Here is a 20,739-nt window from a genome sequence, read left to right on the forward strand (position 1 = left end):
ACCATGACACAAAACCGGCCCCAGGTCGCTGCACCTCGGGGGCGTGGACCGCGACCCGGGACCGGCAATGCGGCCAACGACGGAGACGACTCACTCCGCGGCGATCACCCGTTTTCGATGATCGTGTCCCGAAAAGGGCACCGGGGAGATGGTCGCCGCGACCATCCGCACCATCTTCGCCCAGCCCACCGCTGAGGCAGTCCGGGCCCAGGTGGATACCGTCGCCGACATGCTCGGCAGACAGTTCCCCAAGGTCAAACCCATGCTGCTGGAGGCGAAGGAGGACCTCACCGGCTTCGCCGACTTCCCCCAGCCGCACTGGGAAAAATTCCGTTCCACCAACCCGCTGGAACGGATCAACCGCGAGATCAAACGCCGCACCGACGTCGTCCAGGTCTTCCCCAGCCCCGAGGCCGTCCTACGACTGGCCACCGCAGTGCTGGCCGAAATGCACGACGAATGGATCGCCTTCCCCCGCCGCTACCTCTCGGAAGAGAGCATGGCCACCCTCTACGCCACCGCCGACACCGAGGCCCTCCCCGGCACTACCGAGGGCTGATCCCCTCCATCACGGCAGGACACGATCGACGAGAACCGCGCTTTTGCGATGCCGGACCTTGTGCAGGTCACCCGGCCGCGCGACAGCCGGGTCAGCTCGCCGGGCTGGTCAGGACGCAGTTCGGATAATCGTTGTCCGGATCGCCGACGGCGACCCAGAGCTTCAGGACCTTGCCTTGCCTCAAGGCGGCGTAGGAGGCCGGCTCCCGCTCAAACGTTTTGGGGTGAGCGGCGTCGAAGCCCACGGGGTGAGCGGCATCGAAGGAAACAGCGACGAAGCTTTGCTTCTTGTTGGAGCCTTGCTCCCAGGAGCCTGTTCCGGACCAGGCCAAACCGTCGTACCAGCTGACGGCGACGCAGACTTTATCGGCGATGAACGTCCCGTCCTGCTTCAGCGTGAGGGTGCCGCCGTCGGCATCGGTCCACGTGGTCGCAAGTTCGGCCGGCTTCAGAACGACCGGTTCGCCGTCGGGCGGCGGCATGACGGTGAACCTTCCGCAGGCCGTCAGGGCGAGGGCCATGGCGAGCAAGATCAGCGCAGTACGACAGGAACGCAACACACTCCACCCCTAGCGGGTTCCGCAGGCCGCGTGCGCGACCGATGGGCTCAAGAACTCATGCCGTACCCTGGCACGGAGTTTGAACGCGTTCAAGTCGTAGTTGTCGACGGCCACTCTTCGCGAGGCGTGAGGCGGTACGGCAGCGAAGTACCGCAACCACAGCGGCCGATCGCGGTCGGGCCGCAAACAGCCCATGGATCGCCTTCTTCGCGAACCGCTTCCCGGCCCGGCGCACACGACGGCCATGCCATCACCACTTGACGCGACGGGCACCGCGACAGGTTGCTGACCACCCAGGGCAGAGAACAGCTGCCCGCCGCTACACCACACCAGGGGACATGACCCGTTCGATTGAGCGCATGCTCGAGCAGCGGCTGTGCGTCCAGCCCTGCGGCATGCGCCATGACGGTGCAGGGCTGCCACGCCACCCTCTCGTCCTCGACGCGGTTGGCACCATTGTCAGTCCCTCGCCGTAGCCTGTTCCTATGTCGATCAAGTTTTCGCCTGCCACCCCTGTGCGCTCCCCCGCCGCGGTGAACTCGGACATCCGAGCGTTGTGGGCGGCCGGCCCGTTGTCGCCGGAGGGTGAGGCGGAGTATCAGCGGCTGCTGGTGGAGTGGGAAGGTGCGGTCCGGGCGGATGTCGTCACAGCAGCCTGACCTGCACGGCGCAACAGCTGATTCACGTCCACCCCGTCCGGGCGGGGCGGTCTCGTAGCCGCACCCAGCCATGGGCGCGAATGCGATGAGCCCACGGCGCGGCCGCGCGGAGTGCCTCCAGGAGTTTTCCGGACTCTCGCCGGCGCCGCCGCGGTGGGCGGAGTACAAGACGGGGGGAAGATCGTCGAAGGTGGTCACGTCTGCCTTCCGTGGATCATGCGGACTTGTACGGCGATACTTCCGGTGCCCGTACGCCGCCGAGCCCGGCCATCAAGGGTGAACTGCTCGCCGGTGGACGGGATCGGTCAGGTCCGGGTATCCGCGGGTCACCGGCCGAAAAAGGGGTGGAGGCGAGGCGTCCCGGGCTGGTAGCTTCACGATCATGTCCAGCCCCGAGTCCGACAGAGGCTAGCCACCGGTCCGCCGGTGGCTGATCCGCCGCAGAATCGCTCCCCTCGCGCCGAGTATCGGCCCGGAGCCGATTCCCGTCGGCTGCCGCCACAGGACCACCGCTGTGTGGGCTGCGCTCTTCCCGTCCGCGCTCATGAACCGCTCTCGATGCGGCCATGCACGGACTCTCCGGCTCCGGCGTCTGCCGCCGTCGCCGGGTCACGTCCATGAACTCCCAGGACGTTCTTCCGCGTTGCCGCCCGTCGCGACGGGCGGGCGTGGGCCCACACCCCCTGCCTGGTCCATCCAACTGCCGTCCATGGGGTTCCTTCATGCCATTCGCCGTCTACGCGCTCGGGCTCGCCGTCTTCGCCCAGGGCACCTCCGAATTCATGCTCTCCGGTCTGCTCTCGGACATCGCCGCCGACCTGAGCGTGTCCATCCCCGCCGCGGGGCTGCTGACCTCGGCCTTCGCGATCGGAATGATCGTCGGGGCGCCGTTGACGGCGCTCTTCAGCCGGAACTGGCCGCGCCGCCGCGCCCTCCTGTTCTTCCTCTGTGTCTTCGCCGCCGTCCATGTCGTCGGCGCGCTCACTCCCGGCTACGGACTGCTCCTCGCGACACGGGTCGTCGGGGCGCTGGCCAATGCGGGCTTCTGGGCGGTGGCCCTGGTGACCGCGGTCTCCATGGTCGGGCCCGAGGCACGGGCACGCGCCACCTCGGTGGTGGTCGGGGGCGTCACCGTCGCCTGTGTGGCCGGGGTGCCCGCCGGTGCGGCGCTGGGCGGGCACTGGGGGTGGCGGTCGGCGTTCTGGGCCGTGGCCCTGGTCTCCGTACCGGCTGTCTTCGTGATCGCCAGGACCGTTCCGGCGGGGCGGCCGAAGTCCACCCCCGCCCCCGCGAGCGTGGAGCTGCGGACCCTGGCCGGCCCGCGGCTGCTGCTGACCCTGCTGACGAGCGCCCTCGTGCAGGGGGCGACGTTCTGCGCGTTCTCCTACGTGGAACCGCTCGCCACCCATGTCACCGGGCTCGCCTCGGGCTGGGTCCCCGGGCTGCTGGCGCTCTTCGGACTGGGATCGTTCATCGGCGTCACGGTCGCCGGCCGGCTCGTCGACACCAGGCCGGTCGCCTTCACCGCGACCGGTCTGGTGGCGCTGGTGACCGGCTGGACCGGGCTGGCACTGACCGCGGGCAGCCCGTCGGCGACGGTGGCGCTCGTACTCGTCCAGGGAATGCTCGCGTTCGGCACCGGCACGGCACTGATCTCCTGGGTGTTCCGGCTGGCGGCCGACGCACCGACCCTGTCCGGCTCGTTCGCCACGGCCGCGTTCAATGTGGGTGCCGCGCTCGGACCCTGGCTGGGCGGCCTGGCGATCGGCGCGGGCTTCGGCTTCCGGTCGCCACTGTGGGTGAGCGCCCTGCTGATGGTCCTGGCCCTGGGCACCGCCGGGGCGGCACTGGGGATGGGCCGTGCCGCCGATCGCGGCCGGGACGGCATCGCCGCGGTCTGACCGGCAGCCGTGAATGGAGCCCCGCCCGGCGCTGAACGGGCGGGGCCGTCCTGGTCACAGCAAGCAGCCAGCAAGCGGAACAGGGACGGGAACCACGCTATCGGCCGCCACTGACAACGGGCCTCAGATGCCGAGGTCCACGACCACCGGGGCGTGGTCGGACGCGCCCTTGCCCTTGCGCTCCTCGCGGTCCACATAGCTGTCCTCGACCGCCGCGACGAAGGGCGCGTTGCCGTAGACCAGATCGATCCGCATGCCCTTGTTCTTCGGGAAGCGCAGCTCCCGGTAGTCCCAGAAGGTGTACGGGCGGTCGTACTTGAGCGGGCGCGGCATCACGTCCGACAGCCCTTCCTCGCGCAGTGCGGCGAGGGCGGCGCGTTCGGCGGGGGTGACATGCGTGGCGCCCTCGAACAGCGCCGGGTCCCAGACGTCCTCGTCGGTCGGGGCCACGTTGAAGTCGCCCAGGACCGCGAACGGCTGCGAGCCGGCTGCGTCCGCGGCGACGGCCTTCTGCAGGGCCTCGAACCAGCGCAGCTTGTACGCGTAGTGCGGGTGCTCGACCTCGCGGCCGTTGGGCACGTAGACCGACCAGACCCGGACCGGGCCGCAGGTCGCGGAGATCGCCCGCGGCTCCTGCACCCCGTCGTAGTCCGGGCCGCCCGGCAGTCCCTCGACCACGTCGGACAGGCCGGTCCGGGAGACCAGTGCCACGCCGTTCCACCGGCCGGTGGCGTTGACCGCGGACTCGTAGCCGAGCTCGCGGAGCGCGTCCGCCGGGAACTGTTCGGCGGTGCACTTGGTCTCCTGGATGCACAGCACATCCGTGCCGCTGCTCTCCAGCCAGGCCAGCAGTCTCGGGAGCCGGGCGGTGATCGAATTGACGTTCCAGGTGGCGATGCGCATGTACGTAAACCTAGCGGCTGGCACTGACAGCCGCCGGACGGGCACCGGTCACAGGCCGGTCGACTCCCCCGGGACCAGCCGGCCGTGGTCGGCGCCGCCGAGGCTGCCGATCTGGTTGTCGTAGATCGGGCGGGCGAGATCGGTGAGCAGCGCGTCGTGGATGTCGATGGCGCGCCGCGGCTTGACCTCGCGTACGTAGTCGATGACCTCGGAGATCTTGTTCCAGGGGGCCATCACCGGGAGCAGCAGGGTGTCGACCGGCCGGTCGGGGACGGTGAGCGCGTCGCCCGGGTGGAAGAGCGAGCCGTCCACCAGGAAGCCGATGTTGGTGATCCTCGGGATGTCCGGGTGGATGACGGCGTGCAGCTCGCCGTGCACCTGTACGTCGAAGCCCGCCGCGGTGAAGGTGTCGCCGTGGCCGACGGTGTGGACCCGGCCGGGGAAGGCCGCCGTGAGCCGGTCGGCGACGCTGCGCAGGGTCCAGATCTCGGCGGCCAGGTTGGCCTCCATGCCCGCGCGCAGCCGTCCCTCGTCGAAGTGGTCGGGGTGCTCGTGCGTCACCAGCATCGCGTCGGCGCCGACGGCGGCGTCCTGCTCGGAGAAGCCGCCCGGGTCGATGACGAGCGTCCGCCCGCCCTTCTCCAGACGGACGCAGGAGTGCGTCTTCTTGGTCAGTGTCAGGTGCATGGGGTTCACGGCGTCCATGGCTCCCATCCTGCTACGGGCGGGGCCGCGTTTCTTCCTGAATCACGGTCTGGGCGACGGAGAAGGCGGCACCGGCGGCGGGCACGCCGCAGTACACGGCGGTCTGCATCAGCACCTCCTTGATCTCGGTCGGGGTGAGGCCGTTGCGCAGGGCGGCCCTGACATGCGCGGCCAGGCTCTCCAGACGGCCGGAGGCGACCAGCGCGGTGAGCGTGACGCAGCTGCGGGTGCGGCGGTCCAGGCCCTCCCGGGTCCACACCTCGCCCCATGCGTAGCGGGTGACCAGCTCCTGGAAGTCTTCGGTGAAGTCGTCGGCGGCGTCCAGGGCCCCGTCCACATGGGCGTCGCCCAGCACCTCGCGGCGCACCTTCAGGCCGGGCTCGTACGGGTCGGGGCGCCCATCGGTCCCGGGCTGGGGCTGCGGGGCGGCGGCGGTGATCTCCGCGACGGGCAGCACGGGCGCGGAGAGCTGCGGGGTGGACGGCGGGACGGGGATGGCGGCGAGGGTGTCCTGCCAGGCCGCCGAGAAGTGGGTGAGCAGCAGATCGGTGACGGCTCCGGGCTGCTCGACCGGGGCGAGGTGGGAGGCGCCGGGGACGAGGGCGAGCCGGGCGTCCGGTATGCCCGCGACCAGGACGCGGGCGTCGCCCGGTCCGGTGACCCGGTCCTCGGCACCGACCAGGACGAGGGTCGGGGCGGTGATGCGGCCGAGTTCGCCACGGATGTCGAAGGCGGCGAGGGCCTCGCAGGCGGCGATGTAGCAGCCGGGGTCGGTGGTGCGGACCATCTGGACGGCCCAGTCGACGATGGCCGACTGCGCGGCGGCGAACCCGGGGGTGAACCAGCGCTCGGGTGCGGTACGTGCCATCGGCTCCAGCCCGTTGGTGCGCACCACCACCCCGCGCTGACGGAATTCGTCGGCGCTGCCGAACCGGGGCGAGGCGGCGACCAGGGCCAGCGAGGCGACCCGGTGCGGGTGGCGCAGCGCCAGGTCGGCGCCGATCGCACCGCCGATGGAGCAGCCCGCGTATCCGAAGCGCTGGACGCCGAGTCCGTCGAGGGTGGCGAGCAGCCGGTCGGAGAGGTCACCGATGGCGGTGGCGGGGTGGGCGGGGGCGCCGCCGTGACCCGGGAGGTCGTAGCGGAAGACCCTCCAGTGCGGGGTGAGCTCCGGTATCTGCCGGTCCCACATGTGCCATGAGGTGCCGAGGGAGGGGCCCAGGACCAGGATCGGTGCGTCTTCTGGCCCGTCAAAGCGGTATTGCAGGGTTTCATTCGTCGTCTCACTCACCCGCTCACGCTCCCATATCCCACGAGATCTCACGTCGCTGGGGGAACCCAGCGGTTTCTGACCTTCTCTTGGCGACAGGCCCGGGCACTGCCGGAATCCCGGGCACCAGGTAGTTGGTTGCCCGGCGTGTACTCGTGCCCCTGTCGACGGTGGATCTTCCAGGCGCGCGCCCGCTCCCAGTCCCTGCACCCGGAGCCGCCTCGGTCACAGCTTCCGGGCAACCCGGTGGCAGCAGCGCTTGTGGTGGCTTCCCCAAAGCTCAGCATGACTCACCTCAAAGCCTTCCGAGATCCGGGTTGCGAGCAGCTTTCACACCAGGCGGTGGACCAGTTCCGTCTTCGGTCTTCCCGGGCCTGACCGCCCACTGGACCGGCAAGGCCACGCCGGCCGCCTGGCCGCTCAACCCGAACGCGTACGGCTCGTACTCCGCCTGGCCCACCGGGTAAGCCCACCGGTACGTGGGCTACGAGGGCGTCCGCCAGGGCAACACCCACTTCGCGGGCGAGCACGAGATCCTCACGGGCCTCGGCCTCCCGCAGCGGAGGCCGATGGGCCGACGGGCCCTGCCGGAACCCCTCCGGCAGGGCCCGTGCCACGGATCGGCCCGGGCTCGGCCTCCCCGGAGAGCGGCATCAGTGGATGGCTCCGCCCACGCTCCACGGACCGACGGACGGCCGAGCCGGACCGCCTGGCGTTGGGCCGACCCGGGTCACGCGCCCCGAGGAGTCGCGGCGCGCTTCTCGACAGTCGAGATCAGGGCCTCGACCGTGGCGTCGAAGATCTGCTCGTCCGTCACCTCGGCGAGTTCGCCACTGAGGCCGGTGATGTGGGGGAAGCGCTGCGGGTCGACCAGCCGGTACTCGCGGTTCCACGCGGAGTCGTCGGCCGCGCGGGCGTCCGCGTCGAACAGCAGGAAGGCGGCCTGCTGACCCACGTACGCGAGGAGGGTGTCCCCGATCATGCGGTAGTGGACGGCGGCCTCGGATCCCTCCAGGCCGGCCTCCCGGACGGCGCCGAGGATGAGCTCGACGACCCGGAACTCGTTGGAGCGGCGCGTGGTCCGGCTCGCCATGGCGGAGCCCACCACCGGGTACTTGAGGGCGACCGCGAGGGAGGCGTCGGCGAGTGCCCGGATGCGGGCCTTCCAGTCGAGGCCGTCGGGGATGGCGTCGAGCGCCTCGCCGAGCATGTGGTCGGCGACCGACAGCAACAGCTCGTCCTTGTCGCGGAAGTGCCGGTAGATCGCGGTCGGATCCGCCCCGAGTTCCTCGCCCAGGCGCCGGACGGTGAAGGCGTGCTCGCTTCCGCGGGCGGCAATGCGCAGGCTCGCGTCGATGATCGCACCGGGCGTGAGCTGACTGCCGGCGCGCTTGCTCCGGGCCTTGGTGGCGGGTGACTTCGGCATGGTGCGGCCAGTGTATCGGTTCGGGATCCAGTGGGCGCAACACTGTTGACAGTGCTGTTGCGCTGTCGTTCACTCCTCCTCAACGAAAACGTCGGGCGGGTCATTCCGCCCTGCTGGAGGTTGAATCGATGGCGCACAGCAGCGAACGGGCCGACACCGTCTTCGTCGGGGGCCGGGTCTTCACCGGAGCGGGCCCCGTCCCGGTGGACGCCGCCGTCGCCGTCGCGGGCGGCCGGATCATCGCCGTCGCCGACGTGGGTACGGTGCGCGCGCTGACCGGTGCCGGTACGGAGGTCGTCGACCTGGAGGGCGGCCTGCTCGTCCCCGGATTCCAGGACGCGCACATCCACCCCGTGATGGGTGGCACCCAGATGCTCGGCTGCGACCAGAGCGAGCAGACCACCGCCGAGGGCTGTCTCGACGTGGTGGCCCAGTACGCCAAGGACCACCCGGACGTGGCCTGGATCCGTGGCGGCGGCTGGTCGATGGACTGCTTCCCGGGCGGCACGCCGACGCGCTCCATGCTCGACGCGGTGGTGCCCGACCGGCCCGTGCTGCTCGTGAACTGCGACGGCCACGGCGCCTGGGTCAACACCCGCGCGCTGGAGATCGCCGGTGTCGACCGGCACACCTTGGACCCGGCCGACGGCCGTATCGAGCGGGAGGCGGACGGCACCCCGGCCGGCACCCTGCACGAGGGCGCGGTGGAGCTGGTGGCCCGTCATGTTCCGGTCGCGACCGAGGACGAGACGTACGCCGGGCTGCTCGCCGCGCAGGAGTACCTGTTCTCACTCGGGGTGACCGGGTGGCAGGACGCCATGATCGGCTCGTTCCACGGCTACCCGGACAACCTGCCCGTCTACCTGCGTGCGGCCCGCGAAGGTTCGCTGCTCGCCCGGGTCGTCGGCGCCCTGTGGTGGGACCGGAACCGCGGAATGGAGCAGCTTCCGGAGCTGGAGGAGCGCCGCCGCATCGGGCAGGCGGGCCGTTTCGCGGCCACCAGCATCAAGATCATGCAGGACGGCGTCGCGGAGAACTTCACCGCCGGGATGCTGGAGCCCTATCTGGACAGCTGCGGCTGCTCAACCGGCAACTCCGGCCTGAGCTTCGTCGAGCCCGGACTGCTGAAGGAAGCGGTGTGCGCGCTCGACCGCTCCGGCTTCCAGGTCCACTTCCACGCACTCGGCGACCGTGCCGTGCGCGAGGCACTCGACGCGCTCGGCGAGGCCCGTGCAGCCAATGGTGCCAACGACCACCGGCACCACCTGGCCCACCTCCAGGTCGTCCACCCCGATGACATCGCGCGTTTCGCGGAACTGGGCGTCGCCGCGAACATCCAGCCGCTGTGGGCCGCCCACGAACCCCAGATGGACGAGCTGACCATCCCGTTCCTCGGGGCCGAACGCGCCGCCCAGCAGTACCCCTTCGGGGATCTGCGTCGTGCCGGCGCCCACCTCGCCGCCGGCAGCGACTGGTCGGTGAGCAGCCCCAACCCGCTGTGGGGCATCCACGTCGCGGTCAACCGTGCCGCCCCCGCCCAGGAACTCCCCGAGGGCGAGACGTATCCGCCGTTCTACCCGGAACAGGCACTGACCCTGGCCGAGGCGCTCACCGCGTACACCGCGGGCACCGCCTGGGTGAACCACCTCGACGACGTGACCGGCACGGTCGAGGTGGGCAAGTACGCGGACCTCGTCGTCCTCGACCGTGACCCGTTCACGCGCCCCGCCGACGAGATAGGCGACGTCCGGGTACGCCGGACGTACGTCGAAGGCCGCCTCGTGTTCGACGCGAACACGACCGCGCCCACCGCGTCGACCGACTGACGCAACCCCCCACGCACTTCATCGAGCCCACCCCGGACGGAGACAGACAGTGCCAACGCAGAGTGCAGGATCCAGAGGGCCGACACGGATGCGGGCGGTGCGCCGCGTGGCGGGGACCCTCCTCGCGGCGAGCGCCGTTCTCATCACCAGTGCGTGCAGCGGCACGGCGAACCCGGACAAGGACGCCGACGCCGGCACGTCGTACAAGCTGACCAAGCAGACGCCCGCCGCCGCGGGCGACATCGACTCCTTCACCTGGTCGATCTACGGCGAGCCCTCCTCGCTCGACTACGTCTACGCCTACGACTACCCGCCGAACCAGATCCTCGCCAACGTCTGCGAGAGCCTGCTGCGCTGGAACCCGGACCTGACGACGTCGCCGAACCTGGCATCCTCGTTCACCAATCCGACTCCCACCACCTGGGTCTACAAGATCCGTCCCGGCGTGCGCTTCCACGACGGGACGGTCCTCACCGCCAAGGACGTCGTCGCCTCGCTGCGCCGCCACATGGACCCCGCCGTGGGCAGCGCGTGGGAGAACACGTTCCGCAACGTGAAGTCGATCGACATGACCGGGCCGCTGGAAGTCACCGTCAAGCTGACGAAGCCGGACGCGGTCTTCAACCAGGAGATGGCCACCAGCTCGGGAACCATCGAGTCGGCCGCGACGCTCGCCAAGGCGGGCAAGGACTACGGCAGTCCCAAGGGCGGGGTGAACTGCACGGGTCCGTTCTCGTTCGGGTCCTGGGCGTCGGGCCAGTCGCTCACCCTGAAGAAGTTCGACGGCTACTGGAACACCGAGCTGAAGCCCAAGGCGGGCCAGGTCAAGTTCGTGTTCCTGAGCGACGCGACGACCCGCGTCAACGCCTTCCAGAGCGGTGAGGTGGACGGTGGCTGGATGGTCCCGGCCGACGCCTACGACCAGCTCGGCTCGTCCACGGCCGGCAAGCTCTACTACGGCGTCAACAGCACCGTCGCCGAGGAGATCGTCAGCAACCTCAAGGGCCCGCTCGGTGACACCGAGGTGCGCAAGGCCCTGCTCATGGCCATCGACCGCAAGGGCATCGTCAAGGCCGGCGCCGGCGGGGTGGGCGAGGTCGCCGACTCCCTCGTCACCGACAACATGTGGGACCAGGCGCCCCCTGCGGACCGCAAGGCCATCATCGAGGACGTGCCGCACTACCCGTACGACCCGGCGAAGGCCAAGGAGATCGCGGAGAAGGCCGGGGTGAAGGGGGAGCGGATCGTCATCGCGACCAGCCCCCTCGACTCGCAGACCACGATCGTCGCGCAGGCCGTCGAGCAGGCCGCCAAGGCCATCGGCCTCGACCCCAAGATCGAGACGCTGTCGCCGGAGAAGTACTCGACGCTCTTCACCGACGCCGCCGCCCGCAAGGGAGTCGACCTCTTCCTGACCTTCTGGTACACGTCGATCACCGACCCGCTGGATGTGTACGGCTCTCTGGAGACCGGCATGTTCACCAACTACGGCGGCTGGTCGAACAAGGAGTTCGACCAGGCGGTCGAGGACGCCGCAGGCACCTACGATCCGGCCGCGCGGGCCGGGGCGAGCGCGAAGGCGCAGAAGATCGCCCTGCGGGAACTGCCCTGGCTGCCCCTGTACACGCAGCCCACGAGCGTCTTCCTCGGCAACCGGATCACCGGCGTCCAGCCGTCGGTCGCCCACCTCTACTACCCGTGGGCTGCCGAGATCGGGGCCAAGAAGTGAGCCGTACGACCACCCGGGCCCTTGGGGTCGTGAGCCGCCTGGCCGGGATGGCGGCGACCTTGCTGGTCACCTCCTTCCTGGTGTTCTCCTCGCTGTACCTGGCGCCCGGCGACCCGGCGAGCTTCCTGGTGCGCGGGCGCAGCGCCAGCCCCGACGAACTCGCCCAGATCCGCCACAGGTACGGCTTCGACGAGCCGTTCTTCGTCCGGTACTGGGACTGGCTGGGCGGCGTACTGCACGGCGACTTCGGCCGCTCCTACGTCTTCCACCAGGACGTCAGCTCGGTCATCTGGTCGCGGCTGCCGGCCACCCTGCTGCTGATCGCCGCCGCCGCCCTGTTGATCGCGGTGGTCGGTGTCGCGGCCGGCATCGTCGGCGCGCTGCGCCGCGGCACACGCACCGACTCGATGCTGATGCTGCTGGTGACGGTGGGGGCCGCGGCCCCCGCCTTCGTCGCCGCACTGCTGCTGCGGTCGCTGTTCGGCGTGAAGCTGGGCTGGTTCCCGACCATCGGCAACGGCACCGGCGTTCTCGACCGGCTGCACCACGTCGTACTGCCGGCGATCGCCCTGTCCGTCACGTTCATGGCGATGGTCACCCGGGTGACCCGCTCGTCGATGCTGGAGGAACTGGGCCGTGAGCACGTCGAGGTCGCGGTCAGCCGCGGCACCCCGCGGTGGACCGTGATCCGGCGGCACGTACTGCGCAACGCCCTCGGCCCGATCGTCACCGTCTCCGCGCTCCTCATCTCCGGAATGCTGGTGAGCACCTCGATCGTGGAGACCGCGTTCGGCATGTCGGGCGTGGGATCCCTGCTGGTGACCTCGGTCAACCAGATGGACTTCCAGGTGGTGCAGGCGATCGTGCTGCTCGTGGTTGCCGCGTTCGTCGTGGTCAACTTCCTGGTGGACCTGGTGCATCCGCTGATCGATCCGCGGGTGGCGGCAGCGGGGAGTGCACGATGAGCGCCCCGATGGCGGGACTGACCCGCAGACCGGTCGCCAAGCTGCGTTCCATGGGGGGCAGCCGGCTGGAGAACCTGTGCCTGGGCCTTCTCGTCCTGTTCGTGCTGGTCGCAGTGTTCGCACCGTGGCTGTCACCGCAGGACCCGACGTACGGAGAGCTGGGCACGGGGCTCGTCGGCCCGAGCGCCGACCACTGGCTGGGCACCGACCAGGGCGGGCACGACACCTTCTCGGCCCTCGTCGAAGGAAGCCGTACGAGTCTGGTCGGACCGCTGCTGGTGGTACTGGTCTCGACCGTCGCCGGCATCGCCATCGGCCTGTTCTCCGCGTGGCGGGGCGGCTGGGTCGACACCGTGATCGGGCGGCTGCTCGATGTCGTCTTCGCCTTCCCGGCGCTGCTCGTCGCGATTCTCGCGGTGGCGGTCTTCGGCAAGGGGATGACGGCGCCGGTGATCGCCATGTCCGTGGCCTACATGCCGTACACCGCACGCCTGGTGCGCGGCCTCGCGATGCAGGAGCAGGCCAGGCCGTACATCGCGGCCTACCGTGTGCAGGGGCACTCCGCCCTGTACGTCGCCGTCCGCAGGCTGCTGCCGAACATCGGCCCGACCGTGCTCGCCCAGTCCACCGTCAACTTCGGCTACGCGCTGCTCGACCTCGCCGCCCTGTCCTTCCTGGGCCTGGGCGTGCAGGCGCCGACACCGGACTGGGGCGCCATGATCAACCAGTCCCAGGCCGCCGTCCTGCGCGGCCAGCCGCTGTCCGCGGTCGTGCCCGCCGTCGCCGTCGTGGTGGTCGTCGTCGCCTTCAACATCGTCGGGGAGAACGTCGGCGACCGGCTCGCAGGGAGGAAGACCTGATGGCGCTGCTGGAGTACGAGAACCTGAGCATCGCCCTGCCCGGCATGGCCCGGCCGGTACTCGACGGCATCGACCTGACCGTGTCGGCGGGTGAAATCGTCGCGCTGGTGGGCGAATCCGGTTCCGGGAAGTCGGTCACCGCACGGTCGGCCCTCGGGCTGTTCCCCACCGGGGCCGACATCGACGGCCACGTGCGCGTCGACGGTACGGAGGTGGTGGGCGCCGGCCCGGCAGCCCTACGGTCGATCCGTACCGGCACGGCGTCGATGATCTTCCAGGACCCCCGGGCAGGCATCAACCCGGTCCGCCGCATCGGCGACTTCCTCACCGAGTCGCTGCGCGTCAACAACGGCTGGGACAAGGGCCGCGCCAACGCCCGCGCCGCCGAACTGCTCGCCGCGGTCGGACTCCCGGCCCCGGAGCGGCACTTGCGCCAGTACCCGTACGAGCTCTCCGGCGGCATGCTGCAACGCGTCATGATCGCCGGAGCGCTCACCACCGGGCCCAGGCTGCTGCTCTGCGACGAACCCACCACCGCGCTCGACGTCTCCACCCAGGCCGAGATCATGGCGATCCTCGGGCGGCTGCAGCGCGAACGCGACCTGGGCATGCTCCTCATCACGCACGACATCGAACTCGCGGCCGCGGTCTGCGACCGCATCTACGTGATGTACGCCGGCCGGATCGTCGAGACCGCTCCCACCGCACAGCTCTTCGAGACACCTCGCCACCCCTACACCGCGGGCCTGCTCGGCTCGTCGCCGCCCCTCCAGGCCCCGGACGGACCGCCCGCCCGGCTCACCCCGATCCCGGGTTCCCCCATGGGACTGCTCGACTCGGCGCCCGGCTGCTCCTTCGCGGCGCGCTGCCGCTTGGCCCGGCCCGGAGTCTGCGACCGGACAGCGCCGCGCCTGGAGCGGCACGACGAGGCGCTGGTCGCCTGCCACCTCGCGGAGGAGTCACTCACCTCCATCGACAACATCGCCACAAGGGAGGGCAGTTGACCGTCGAGAACAGCGCCCGCACACTGCTCCGGGTCAGCGGGCTGCGCAAGACCTACCGGACGGGAAAGGCGGAGGTCGTCGCCGTCGACGGCCTGTCGTTCTCACTGCGGGCCGGCGGCGCCCTCGGCATCGTGGGGGAGTCGGGCTCCGGCAAGACGACCACGGCCCGGATGCTGATCGGCCTCGAACGCCCCGACGCCGGCCAGATCCTCGTCCAGGGTGAACCACTGGCCCCGACCGTACGCGGCAGGGCGGCCCGACTCGCCCGTGCCAAGGCGGTGCAGATCGTCTTCCAGGACCCGTACCTCTCGCTGGACGCACGGATCACCATCGGCGCCACCATCGACGGAGCGCTGCGCCTGCACGGTCTCGCCGACCCCGCCGCCCGGGCCGCCAGGATGCGGGAACTCCTCGCCCAGGTGGGCCTCGGGGAGCGGGAGGCGGCGGCCCTGCCGCGCAAACTCTCCGGCGGCCAGCGTCAACGCGCCGCCATCGCACGTGCGCTGGCGGTCGAACCTGCGGTGCTCGTACTGGACGAGGCGGTGTCCGCGCTCGATGTCTCGGTCCAGGCCCAGGTGCTCAACCTCCTGTCGGACATCCGCCGCGACACCGGCATCGGCCTGGTCTTCGTCAGCCACGACCTGGCCGTCGTGCGGTACGTGTGCGACGAGGCGCTCGTCCTGTTCCGGGGCCGCACCATGGAACACCGCCCCGTCGCGGAGCTGCTCTCCGACCCCGGACACCCGTACACGCAGCTGCTGCTGGCATCCGTTCCCCGGCCGGACTGGGACCCCGACTCCATCAGCGGGCGGCGCAGGGAACTCGATCCACTGGCGGCGGGAGGCGCCGGCTGACGGGCCCGCCCGGCGGCACCCGTCCGGCACCGGCCCGGGCGGCCCACGCTCAGGCCGCCCGGGCGGGCCCGACGCCGTCGACGTCGAACGTCACCTGGTCCACGGGCCGCCGTGGCAGCGGGAGGGCGGCAGGTCCTCGGGGGGTTCGGTCCAGTCGTCGTACCGCACGAGCCGGGGGTCGTCCCCGTGGCCGGGCAGTACATCGAAGAGACAGCCGGCGCCGGAGACGAACCAGTGGCTCCACTCTCCAACCCAGTCCGGGTGGGGGCGGTCCTCACGGTCGTACCAGAAGGGGGCCATCGCCTGTCCTATCGCCTGCTTCAGCCCGTCGGGGCTGACGGGCGGCAGACAGACGGTGATGCGCTGTCTGCCCATGGTGTCCCCTTGTGCGGTGCGGTCCGTGCTCGGTACCCGGTCGTGTGGTGCGCGGCCCACTTCGGCAGGGGCGGTCGACGGGGGTCCGCAGGAGACGACGACGTCGTCGCAGTCGGCAACAGTGATCCGGAGCACAACCAAGCCCTGTTGAACACCGTAAGGCGCGACGCGCCGCCACATGCAGAACCCCCGTTTGACGCACCTCCTTGCAGCCGGGGTCGGCGGCACGGTTGTGCTGTTCGTGCGGTCGCTTCACGCGGGCTGAGACGCGGGAGGGCCTGAGAGGCCGCGTCGTCACAAGCCTGCTCCCCCACCCGTCGAAGCGGCGAGCCGCCCGGTTCGGCCAGTCGCACCAATGCCCGGGCCGCATGTGGTGGAAGTGGACGAAGAGGGCGGTTTCCGCAGGTCCTAAGCTCCTGCGCAGTCGAGCAGGGAGGGATGCCGTGCAGAAGCTGGACGGGTCGGATCAGCTGAACAAGCTGGAGGAGGTCGGTACCTGGTTGCGCCGCCGGTTGCCAGATCTGCTCGTCGAGAGCCAGGTGCCCGGGGCCGCCGTGGCGGTCCAGGCCGGTGATGAATGGGTCGAATCCGCGGCCGGTGTGCTGAGCACGGCCACAGGGGTCGACGCCACGGTGGACTCTCTCTTCCAGATCGGGTCGATCACCAAGGTGATGACCGCGACGCTGGTCATGCAGTTGGCCGACGAGGGACGACTGGATCTGGACGCTCCCGTACGGGCCGTCCTGCCGGAGTTCCGGATCGCCGACGAGGAAGCGGCGCGAGGGATCACCACGCGGCATTTGCTGAGTCACGTCGCGGGTTTCGAGGGAGACATCTTCACCGACACCGGCAAGGGTGACGACTGCCTGGAAAAGTACCTGGGCGTCCTGCGGGACGTGCCGCAGCTCTTCGAGCCGGGCGCGATGTTCTCGTACAACAACGCCGGGTACTGCGTGCTCGGGCGGATCGTCGAGGTGCTGCGCGAGGAGCCGTTCGACGTCTGCGCCCGGCGGCACCTGTTCACTCCGCTGGGTATGAGTCACACCGCGAGTGACCCCTACGAGGCGATCGTCCACCGCACGGCAGTGGGTCACATCGAGACGGTGCCGGGGGCGCCGCTCGAGCCGACGCCGGTGTGGGCCCTGGCACGCTCGAACGCACCGGCCGGATCGATGCTGGCGATGCGTGCGCGCGATCTGCTGGCCTTCGCCCAGATGCACCTCGCCGGAGGCCGGGGCCCCGACGGGGTGACCGTGCTCGGCCCGGAGACCGTCCAGGCCATGCAGCGGCCGCAGGTCACGCTGCCCGACATCGACCAGGGCGCCGCCTGGGGGCTCGGCTGGGAGCTCTTCGACCTGTCGGGCGGCACGGTCATCGGACACGACGGGAACACCATCGGTCAGTCGGCGTTCCTGCGCCTGGTGCCGGAGCGGGATGTCGCGGTGGCGATCTTCACCAACGGCGGCCTGTCACGGCGCGTGTACACGGAGATCGCGGGCCGGGTCCTCGGTGAACTCGCCGGGGTCGGTCTGCCCGCCTCGCCGGTGCCGGACGTGGGCGCTCCCGTTGCGGAGACGTCCCGGTACGTCGGTACGTACACGTCCAGCACCGCCGAGACCACGGTGAGCCGGGACACCGCCGGGCGGCTGTGGCTGGAGCGCACTCCCCGGGGAGCCATCGCCGAACTGGACGAGGCGCCGTACCGCACGGAGCTGGTCGGCAGGCGCGGTGACACCTTGATCCCCATCGAGCCGGAGCGCGGGGTCCACGCGCCGCTCGCCTTCCTCGGTGACGACGGGCAGGGACACGCGCTGTATCTGCACACCGGCCGGGCCGAGCGGCGGGCACAGCGATGAACGAGATGCACCGACGCGCGATCGTGGCAGACCTCCACAACGACCTGCTGTGTGCGGTGGTCGCCCGGCCGGTGGACCACTGGGCGGAGTTCTTCCGGGAGCGCTGGCTGCCGCAACTGCGGGCCGGCGGGGTGAACCTTCAGGCGCTGCCGGTGTTCGTCGAAGATCCGTACCGGCCGGAGGGGGCGCTTCGCCGCACGCTGCGCATGATCGAGGCGGCGCACCGGCTCGCGGCCGGCAACTCCGATGCCGTCACGCTGTGCACGGACGGCGCCCAGGTCGACCGGACGCTGGCTGAGGGCCGGATCGCCCTGGTGCTGGCACTGGAGAGCGCACCAGGCGTGGGCGAGGACGTGGAGCTGCTGGAGACCCTGTTCCGGCTGGGGGTCAGGATCGCGTCCCTGGCCCACTTCGGTCGCACCTCCCTGGCCGACGGCAGCGGCGAGGACGCGACGGGCGGCCGGCTGACCCGCTCCGGGGTCGCGGCGCTGGCCGAGATGGAGCGCCTCGGCATGCTCTACGACATCAGTCATCTAGGCGCGTGTGGGGTCGAGCACGTCCTGGAGCTGTCCTCACGGCCGTTGATCGCCACGCACTCCAGCGCACGGGCGCTCTTCGACCACCACCGCAACCTTGACGACGAGCAGATCCGGGGCGTCGCCGCGGGCGGCGGAGTGGTGTGCGTGAACTTCTTCGCTCCGTACCTGCACGAGAGCGACTACTCGATCGGCCGACTGATCGACCACATCGAGCACATTGCCGGGGTGGCCGGCGTCGAGCACGTCGGGCTGGGTCCCGACTTCATCAAGGAAGTACTTGCCGACACCACTCCCCCGTGCTGCGAGCCGGCCTTCGTCGAGGGAGTGCCGGCCGACGCCTATCTGCCCGGACTTGCGGGTCCGGCCGGGCTGCCGCTGGTCACCGATGCGCTGCAACAGCGGGGGTGGCCGGAGCGCGACATCGTCGCGGTCCTGGGGGAGAACGTACGGCGCCTGTTGCGGAACGAACTGGGCCGGCCCGCGTCCGTCGGCTGAGCGCCGTGCACGGCAGGAGATTCCCTTCGTGCGATCGGAACGACGCACACCTGAATGTTCAGCGAACCCGACGAACGACGCCTGAAGTACGTGTCTCAAAATCGTCGGATGGTCGAGGAGATGGAGAGCCATATCGTGCGCGCGAGCGATGGTTTTGAGAACGCACGTGAGCCCGCGGACGGCAGCCGAGTGCTGACGATCCGCAATCTGTCGGTCGAGATCCGCCGGGGCGACCGGATCGTCCACCCGGTCTCGGACGTCAGTCTGGCGCTCGATCGCGGGGAGACCCTGGGGATCGTCGGGGAGACCGGATCCGGCAAATCCATGACCGGCCTGGCCGTGATGGGCATGCTGCCGGCCGGTGGCCGGGTGACCGGCGGCTCGATCGACTTCGGCGGTACGGAGCTCGTCGGACTCCCCGCGGACCGGTACCGGGCCCTCCGCGGCAACGACATCGCGATGGTGTTCCAGGATTCGATGACGGCCTTGAACCCCACCCGCCGCATCGGCGAACAAGTCGCCGAACCGGTGCGGTTGCACCAGGGCGCGTCGAAGCAGGCCGCGCGCGCACGTGCCGCGGAGCTGCTCGACCTGGTCGGGATACCGAAGCCCCTCGAACGGTTGGACGACCATCCGCACCAGCTCTCGGGCGGCATGCGGCAACGCGTGATGATCGCGATGGCCCTGGCGTGCGAGCCACGGGTCGTCATCGCGGACGAGCCGACCACCGCGCTCGACGTCTCCATCCAGGCGGAGATCCTCGATCTCCTGGACGACCTCAGGTCCCGGCTGGGCATGTCGATGATCCTCATCACCCACGACATGGGAGTGATCGCCCGGCACGCCGACCGGGTGGGCGTGATGTACGCCGGGCGCGTGGCCGAGACCGGACCGACGCCAGCTCTTTTCAGCCATACCCGGCACCGCTACACCCATGCGCTGCTGTCCTCGATCCCCTCGCTCACCCAGGACCGGCGCGAGCAGCTCTTCAGCATTCCCGGCACACCGCCGGATCTGTCCGCCTCCCCCGCGGGCTGTCCTTTCGCGCCGCGCTGCGCGGCCGCGACGGACCGCTGTCACGAGGAGCGGCCGCCGCTCTCGGTGGAGGAGGACGGGCACACCCACGCGTGCTGGCACCCGGTCGCCACGGCAGCGGTCCGTACCGGCTCAGGGGCATCGGCCGTCGCACGGCCCGCCGTCTCCCCCGAGGCCCCTGCCGCACGCGAGACGATGCCGCGGCTGCGGATCGTCGATCTCGGACTCGAGTACCCGGTGGGCGGACGGGGCTTCCTCGGGCGGCGCCGCACTGTCAAGGCGGTCTCCGGAGTGAGCTTCGACGTGGCGCCCGGTGAGACGTTCGGCCTGGTCGGGGAGTCAGGGTGCGGCAAGTCCTCGCTGGGCCGCATGCTCGTGGCCCTGAACCGGCCCACGTCGGGCGAGGTGATCTTCGACGGCGCGTCGGTGACCGGTATGAGTGCCCGCGAACTCGCACCGCGCCGGTCCCAGTTGCAGATGATGTTCCAGGACTCGAACTCCTCTCTCGACCCCCGCATGCGCATCGGCGCGATCCTGCGCGAGCCCCTCGCGATCCAGGGCATCGGCAGGCGCGCCGCCCGGACCGCCCGGGCCCGCGAGCTCCTCGGGGACGTGGGGCTGCCGTCGGGCGTCCTGGAGCGCTACCCCCACGAACTCTCCGGGGGACAGCGCCAACGGGTGGGGCTGGCCCGCGCGCTGGCCCTGGACCCGAAGGTGCTGGTCGCCGACGAGCCGGTCAGCGCGCTGGACGTCTCCATCCGTTCCCAGATCCTCAACCTGATGCACCGCGTCCAACGTGAACGCGAACTGAGCAGTGTCGTGATCTCCCACGATCTCGCGGTCGTGCGGTACCTGGCCGACCGCGTCGGAGTCATGTACCTGGGCAAGTTGATGGAGACCGGCACCACCGAGGAGGTGTACGGGTCCACCGCGCACCCGTACACCGCGGGGCTGCTCGCGGCGGTTCCCGAGGCGGACCCCGCCGCGCCGCGCCCCCGGTCGGGCACGCGCGTGCGCGGCGAACTGCCCAGTCCCATCGATCCGCCCAGCGGCTGCCGGTTCCGCACCCGATGTCCACTGGCGACCGAGGTATGCGCGGCGACGGAGCCCGCCCTCGCGACCCTCACCGGCACGCACAAGGCCGCCTGCCACCACCCCCTGCGCTTGCCGGCCGCACAGCCCGAGGAGCTCTCCGCACGATGAACCGTCACTCACCACT

At 70.5% G+C, this 20,739-nt stretch carries 17 protein-coding genes and 1 pseudogene; 12 read left to right on the top strand and 6 right to left on the bottom strand.

What is annotated here, in order from left to right; translation table 11 throughout:
• Nucleotides 1-133 precede the first annotated feature (133 nt).
• Nucleotides 134-559, top strand: a pseudogene (locus BT364_RS17360) (transposase); the annotation flags it as partial.
• 91 nt (nt 560-650) lie between these two features.
• On the opposite strand, the gene BT364_RS17365 reads toward BT364_RS17360, so the two are convergent.
• Complete coding sequence (locus BT364_RS17365) at nt 651-1,079, bottom strand: hypothetical protein (RefSeq protein WP_143166502.1); 429 nt, start codon at nt 1,077-1,079, stop codon at nt 651-653.
• A 524-nt stretch (nt 1,080-1,603) separates the two neighbouring features.
• On the opposite strand from BT364_RS17365, the gene BT364_RS41560 reads away from it, so the two are divergent.
• Together BT364_RS41560 and BT364_RS17370 are read left to right on the top strand one after the other, a co-directional pair.
• Nucleotides 1,604-1,777, top strand: a complete 174-nt coding sequence (locus BT364_RS41560; RefSeq protein ID WP_177328154.1) for a hypothetical protein — start codon at nt 1,604-1,606, stop codon at nt 1,775-1,777.
• Nucleotides 1,778-2,499: 722 nt separating this feature from the next.
• Nucleotides 2,500-3,678, top strand: a complete 1,179-nt coding sequence (locus BT364_RS17370) for a Cmx/CmrA family chloramphenicol efflux MFS transporter (protein ID WP_072486089.1) — start codon at nt 2,500-2,502, stop codon at nt 3,676-3,678.
• 123 nt (nt 3,679-3,801) lie between these two features.
• Here the strand turns inward: BT364_RS17370 and BT364_RS17375 are convergent, their stop codons facing one another.
• The 4 genes from BT364_RS17375 to BT364_RS17390 form a co-directional block, all read right to left on the bottom strand.
• Complete coding sequence (locus tag BT364_RS17375) at nt 3,802-4,581, bottom strand: exodeoxyribonuclease III (protein WP_072486090.1); 780 nt, start codon at nt 4,579-4,581, stop codon at nt 3,802-3,804.
• A gap of 48 nt (nt 4,582-4,629) precedes the next feature.
• Nucleotides 4,630-5,286 (bottom strand): MBL fold metallo-hydrolase, encoded by a 657-nt coding sequence (locus BT364_RS17380; protein ID WP_072486091.1) that lies wholly within the window; start codon nt 5,284-5,286, stop codon nt 4,630-4,632.
• A gap of 13 nt (nt 5,287-5,299) precedes the next feature.
• On the bottom strand, nt 5,300-6,577 hold the full coding sequence (pcaDC, locus tag BT364_RS17385; protein WP_072486092.1) for a bifunctional 3-oxoadipate enol-lactonase/4-carboxymuconolactone decarboxylase PcaDC: 1,278 nt from the start codon (nt 6,575-6,577) through the stop codon (nt 5,300-5,302).
• Between the two features lie 709 nt (nt 6,578-7,286).
• Nucleotides 7,287-7,982: a TetR/AcrR family transcriptional regulator gene (locus tag BT364_RS17390; protein ID WP_072486093.1), complete on the bottom strand. Its 696-nt coding sequence runs from the start codon at nt 7,980-7,982 to the stop codon at nt 7,287-7,289.
• Between the two features lie 128 nt (nt 7,983-8,110).
• Between BT364_RS17390 and BT364_RS17395 the strand changes: the two genes are divergently transcribed.
• From BT364_RS17395 to BT364_RS17420, 6 genes are all read left to right on the top strand, one after another.
• On the top strand, nt 8,111-9,808 hold the full coding sequence (locus tag BT364_RS17395) for an amidohydrolase (RefSeq protein ID WP_072486094.1): 1,698 nt from the start codon (nt 8,111-8,113) through the stop codon (nt 9,806-9,808).
• Between the two features lie 106 nt (nt 9,809-9,914).
• The gene (locus tag BT364_RS17400; protein ID WP_256259945.1) at nt 9,915-11,537 is read left to right on the top strand and encodes an ABC transporter substrate-binding protein; all 1,623 of its coding nucleotides are present in this window, start codon (nt 9,915-9,917) and stop codon (nt 11,535-11,537) included.
• 29 nt (nt 11,538-11,566) lie between these two features.
• The gene (locus BT364_RS17405; RefSeq protein WP_371268601.1) at nt 11,567-12,502 is read left to right on the top strand and encodes an ABC transporter permease; all 936 of its coding nucleotides are present in this window, start codon (nt 11,567-11,569) and stop codon (nt 12,500-12,502) included.
• Nucleotides 12,499-13,362 carry an ABC transporter permease gene (locus tag BT364_RS17410; RefSeq protein ID WP_079179505.1) on the top strand — a complete coding sequence of 288 codons (864 nt, stop codon included), beginning with the start codon at nt 12,499-12,501 and terminating at the stop codon, nt 13,360-13,362. The genes BT364_RS17405 and BT364_RS17410 overlap by 4 nt, the downstream gene beginning before the upstream one ends.
• Nucleotides 13,362-14,366 carry an ABC transporter ATP-binding protein gene (locus BT364_RS17415; RefSeq protein WP_072486097.1) on the top strand — a complete coding sequence of 335 codons (1,005 nt, stop codon included), beginning with the start codon at nt 13,362-13,364 and terminating at the stop codon, nt 14,364-14,366. The genes BT364_RS17410 and BT364_RS17415 overlap by 1 nt, the downstream gene beginning before the upstream one ends.
• On the top strand, nt 14,363-15,220 hold the full coding sequence (locus tag BT364_RS17420) for an ABC transporter ATP-binding protein (RefSeq protein WP_072486098.1): 858 nt from the start codon (nt 14,363-14,365) through the stop codon (nt 15,218-15,220). Before BT364_RS17415 ends, BT364_RS17420 begins: the two co-directional genes overlap by 4 nt.
• A gap of 90 nt (nt 15,221-15,310) precedes the next feature.
• Here BT364_RS17420 and BT364_RS17425 read toward each other — a convergent pair whose 3' ends face one another.
• A complete protein-coding gene (locus BT364_RS17425) occupies nt 15,311-15,595 on the bottom strand; it encodes a hypothetical protein (RefSeq protein WP_143166503.1) in 285 nt (94 codons plus the stop codon).
• Between the two features lie 443 nt (nt 15,596-16,038).
• On the opposite strand from BT364_RS17425, the gene BT364_RS17430 reads away from it, so the two are divergent.
• From BT364_RS17430 to BT364_RS17440, 3 genes are all read left to right on the top strand, one after another.
• Nucleotides 16,039-17,451: a serine hydrolase domain-containing protein gene (locus BT364_RS17430; protein ID WP_256259947.1), complete on the top strand. Its 1,413-nt coding sequence runs from the start codon at nt 16,039-16,041 to the stop codon at nt 17,449-17,451.
• Entirely contained in the window at nt 17,448-18,485 is a 1,038-nt protein-coding gene (locus tag BT364_RS17435; protein ID WP_072486100.1) for a dipeptidase, read from the top strand. The genes BT364_RS17430 and BT364_RS17435 overlap by 4 nt, the downstream gene beginning before the upstream one ends.
• A 108-nt stretch (nt 18,486-18,593) precedes the next feature.
• A complete protein-coding gene (locus tag BT364_RS17440) occupies nt 18,594-20,723 on the top strand; it encodes a dipeptide ABC transporter ATP-binding protein (RefSeq protein WP_256259948.1) in 2,130 nt (709 codons plus the stop codon).
• Nucleotides 20,724-20,739 lie beyond the last annotated feature (16 nt).

The sequence above is a fragment of the Streptomyces atratus genome, assembly GCF_900119365.1.
Taxonomy (GTDB): Bacteria; Actinomycetota; Actinomycetes; order Streptomycetales; family Streptomycetaceae; genus Streptomyces; species Streptomyces atratus_B.

What these genes read in the sequence shown, in the direction of transcription:
- BT364_RS17375 (WP_072486090.1), bottom strand. Translation starts at nt 4,581, where the DNA reads ATGCGCATCGCCACCTGGAACGTCAATTCGATCACCGCCCGGCTCCCG.
- BT364_RS17395 (WP_072486094.1), top strand. Translation starts at nt 8,111, where the DNA reads ATGGCGCACAGCAGCGAACGGGCCGACACCGTCTTCGTCGGGGGCCGG.
- BT364_RS17370 (WP_072486089.1), top strand. Translation starts at nt 2,500, where the DNA reads ATGCCATTCGCCGTCTACGCGCTCGGGCTCGCCGTCTTCGCCCAGGGC.
- BT364_RS17415 (WP_072486097.1), top strand. Translation starts at nt 13,362, where the DNA reads ATGGCGCTGCTGGAGTACGAGAACCTGAGCATCGCCCTGCCCGGCATG.
- BT364_RS17410 (WP_079179505.1), top strand. Translation starts at nt 12,499, where the DNA reads ATGAGCGCCCCGATGGCGGGACTGACCCGCAGACCGGTCGCCAAGCTG.
- BT364_RS17435 (WP_072486100.1), top strand. Translation starts at nt 17,448, where the DNA reads ATGAACGAGATGCACCGACGCGCGATCGTGGCAGACCTCCACAACGAC.
- BT364_RS41560 (WP_177328154.1), top strand. Translation starts at nt 1,604, where the DNA reads ATGTCGATCAAGTTTTCGCCTGCCACCCCTGTGCGCTCCCCCGCCGCG.
- BT364_RS17425 (WP_143166503.1), bottom strand. Translation starts at nt 15,595, where the DNA reads ATGGGCAGACAGCGCATCACCGTCTGTCTGCCGCCCGTCAGCCCCGAC.
- BT364_RS17365 (WP_143166502.1), bottom strand. Translation starts at nt 1,079, where the DNA reads ATGGCCCTCGCCCTGACGGCCTGCGGAAGGTTCACCGTCATGCCGCCG.
- BT364_RS17380 (WP_072486091.1), bottom strand. Translation starts at nt 5,286, where the DNA reads ATGGACGCCGTGAACCCCATGCACCTGACACTGACCAAGAAGACGCAC.
- BT364_RS17390 (WP_072486093.1), bottom strand. Translation starts at nt 7,982, where the DNA reads ATGCCGAAGTCACCCGCCACCAAGGCCCGGAGCAAGCGCGCCGGCAGT.
- BT364_RS17440 (WP_256259948.1), top strand. Translation starts at nt 18,594, where the DNA reads ATGGTCGAGGAGATGGAGAGCCATATCGTGCGCGCGAGCGATGGTTTT.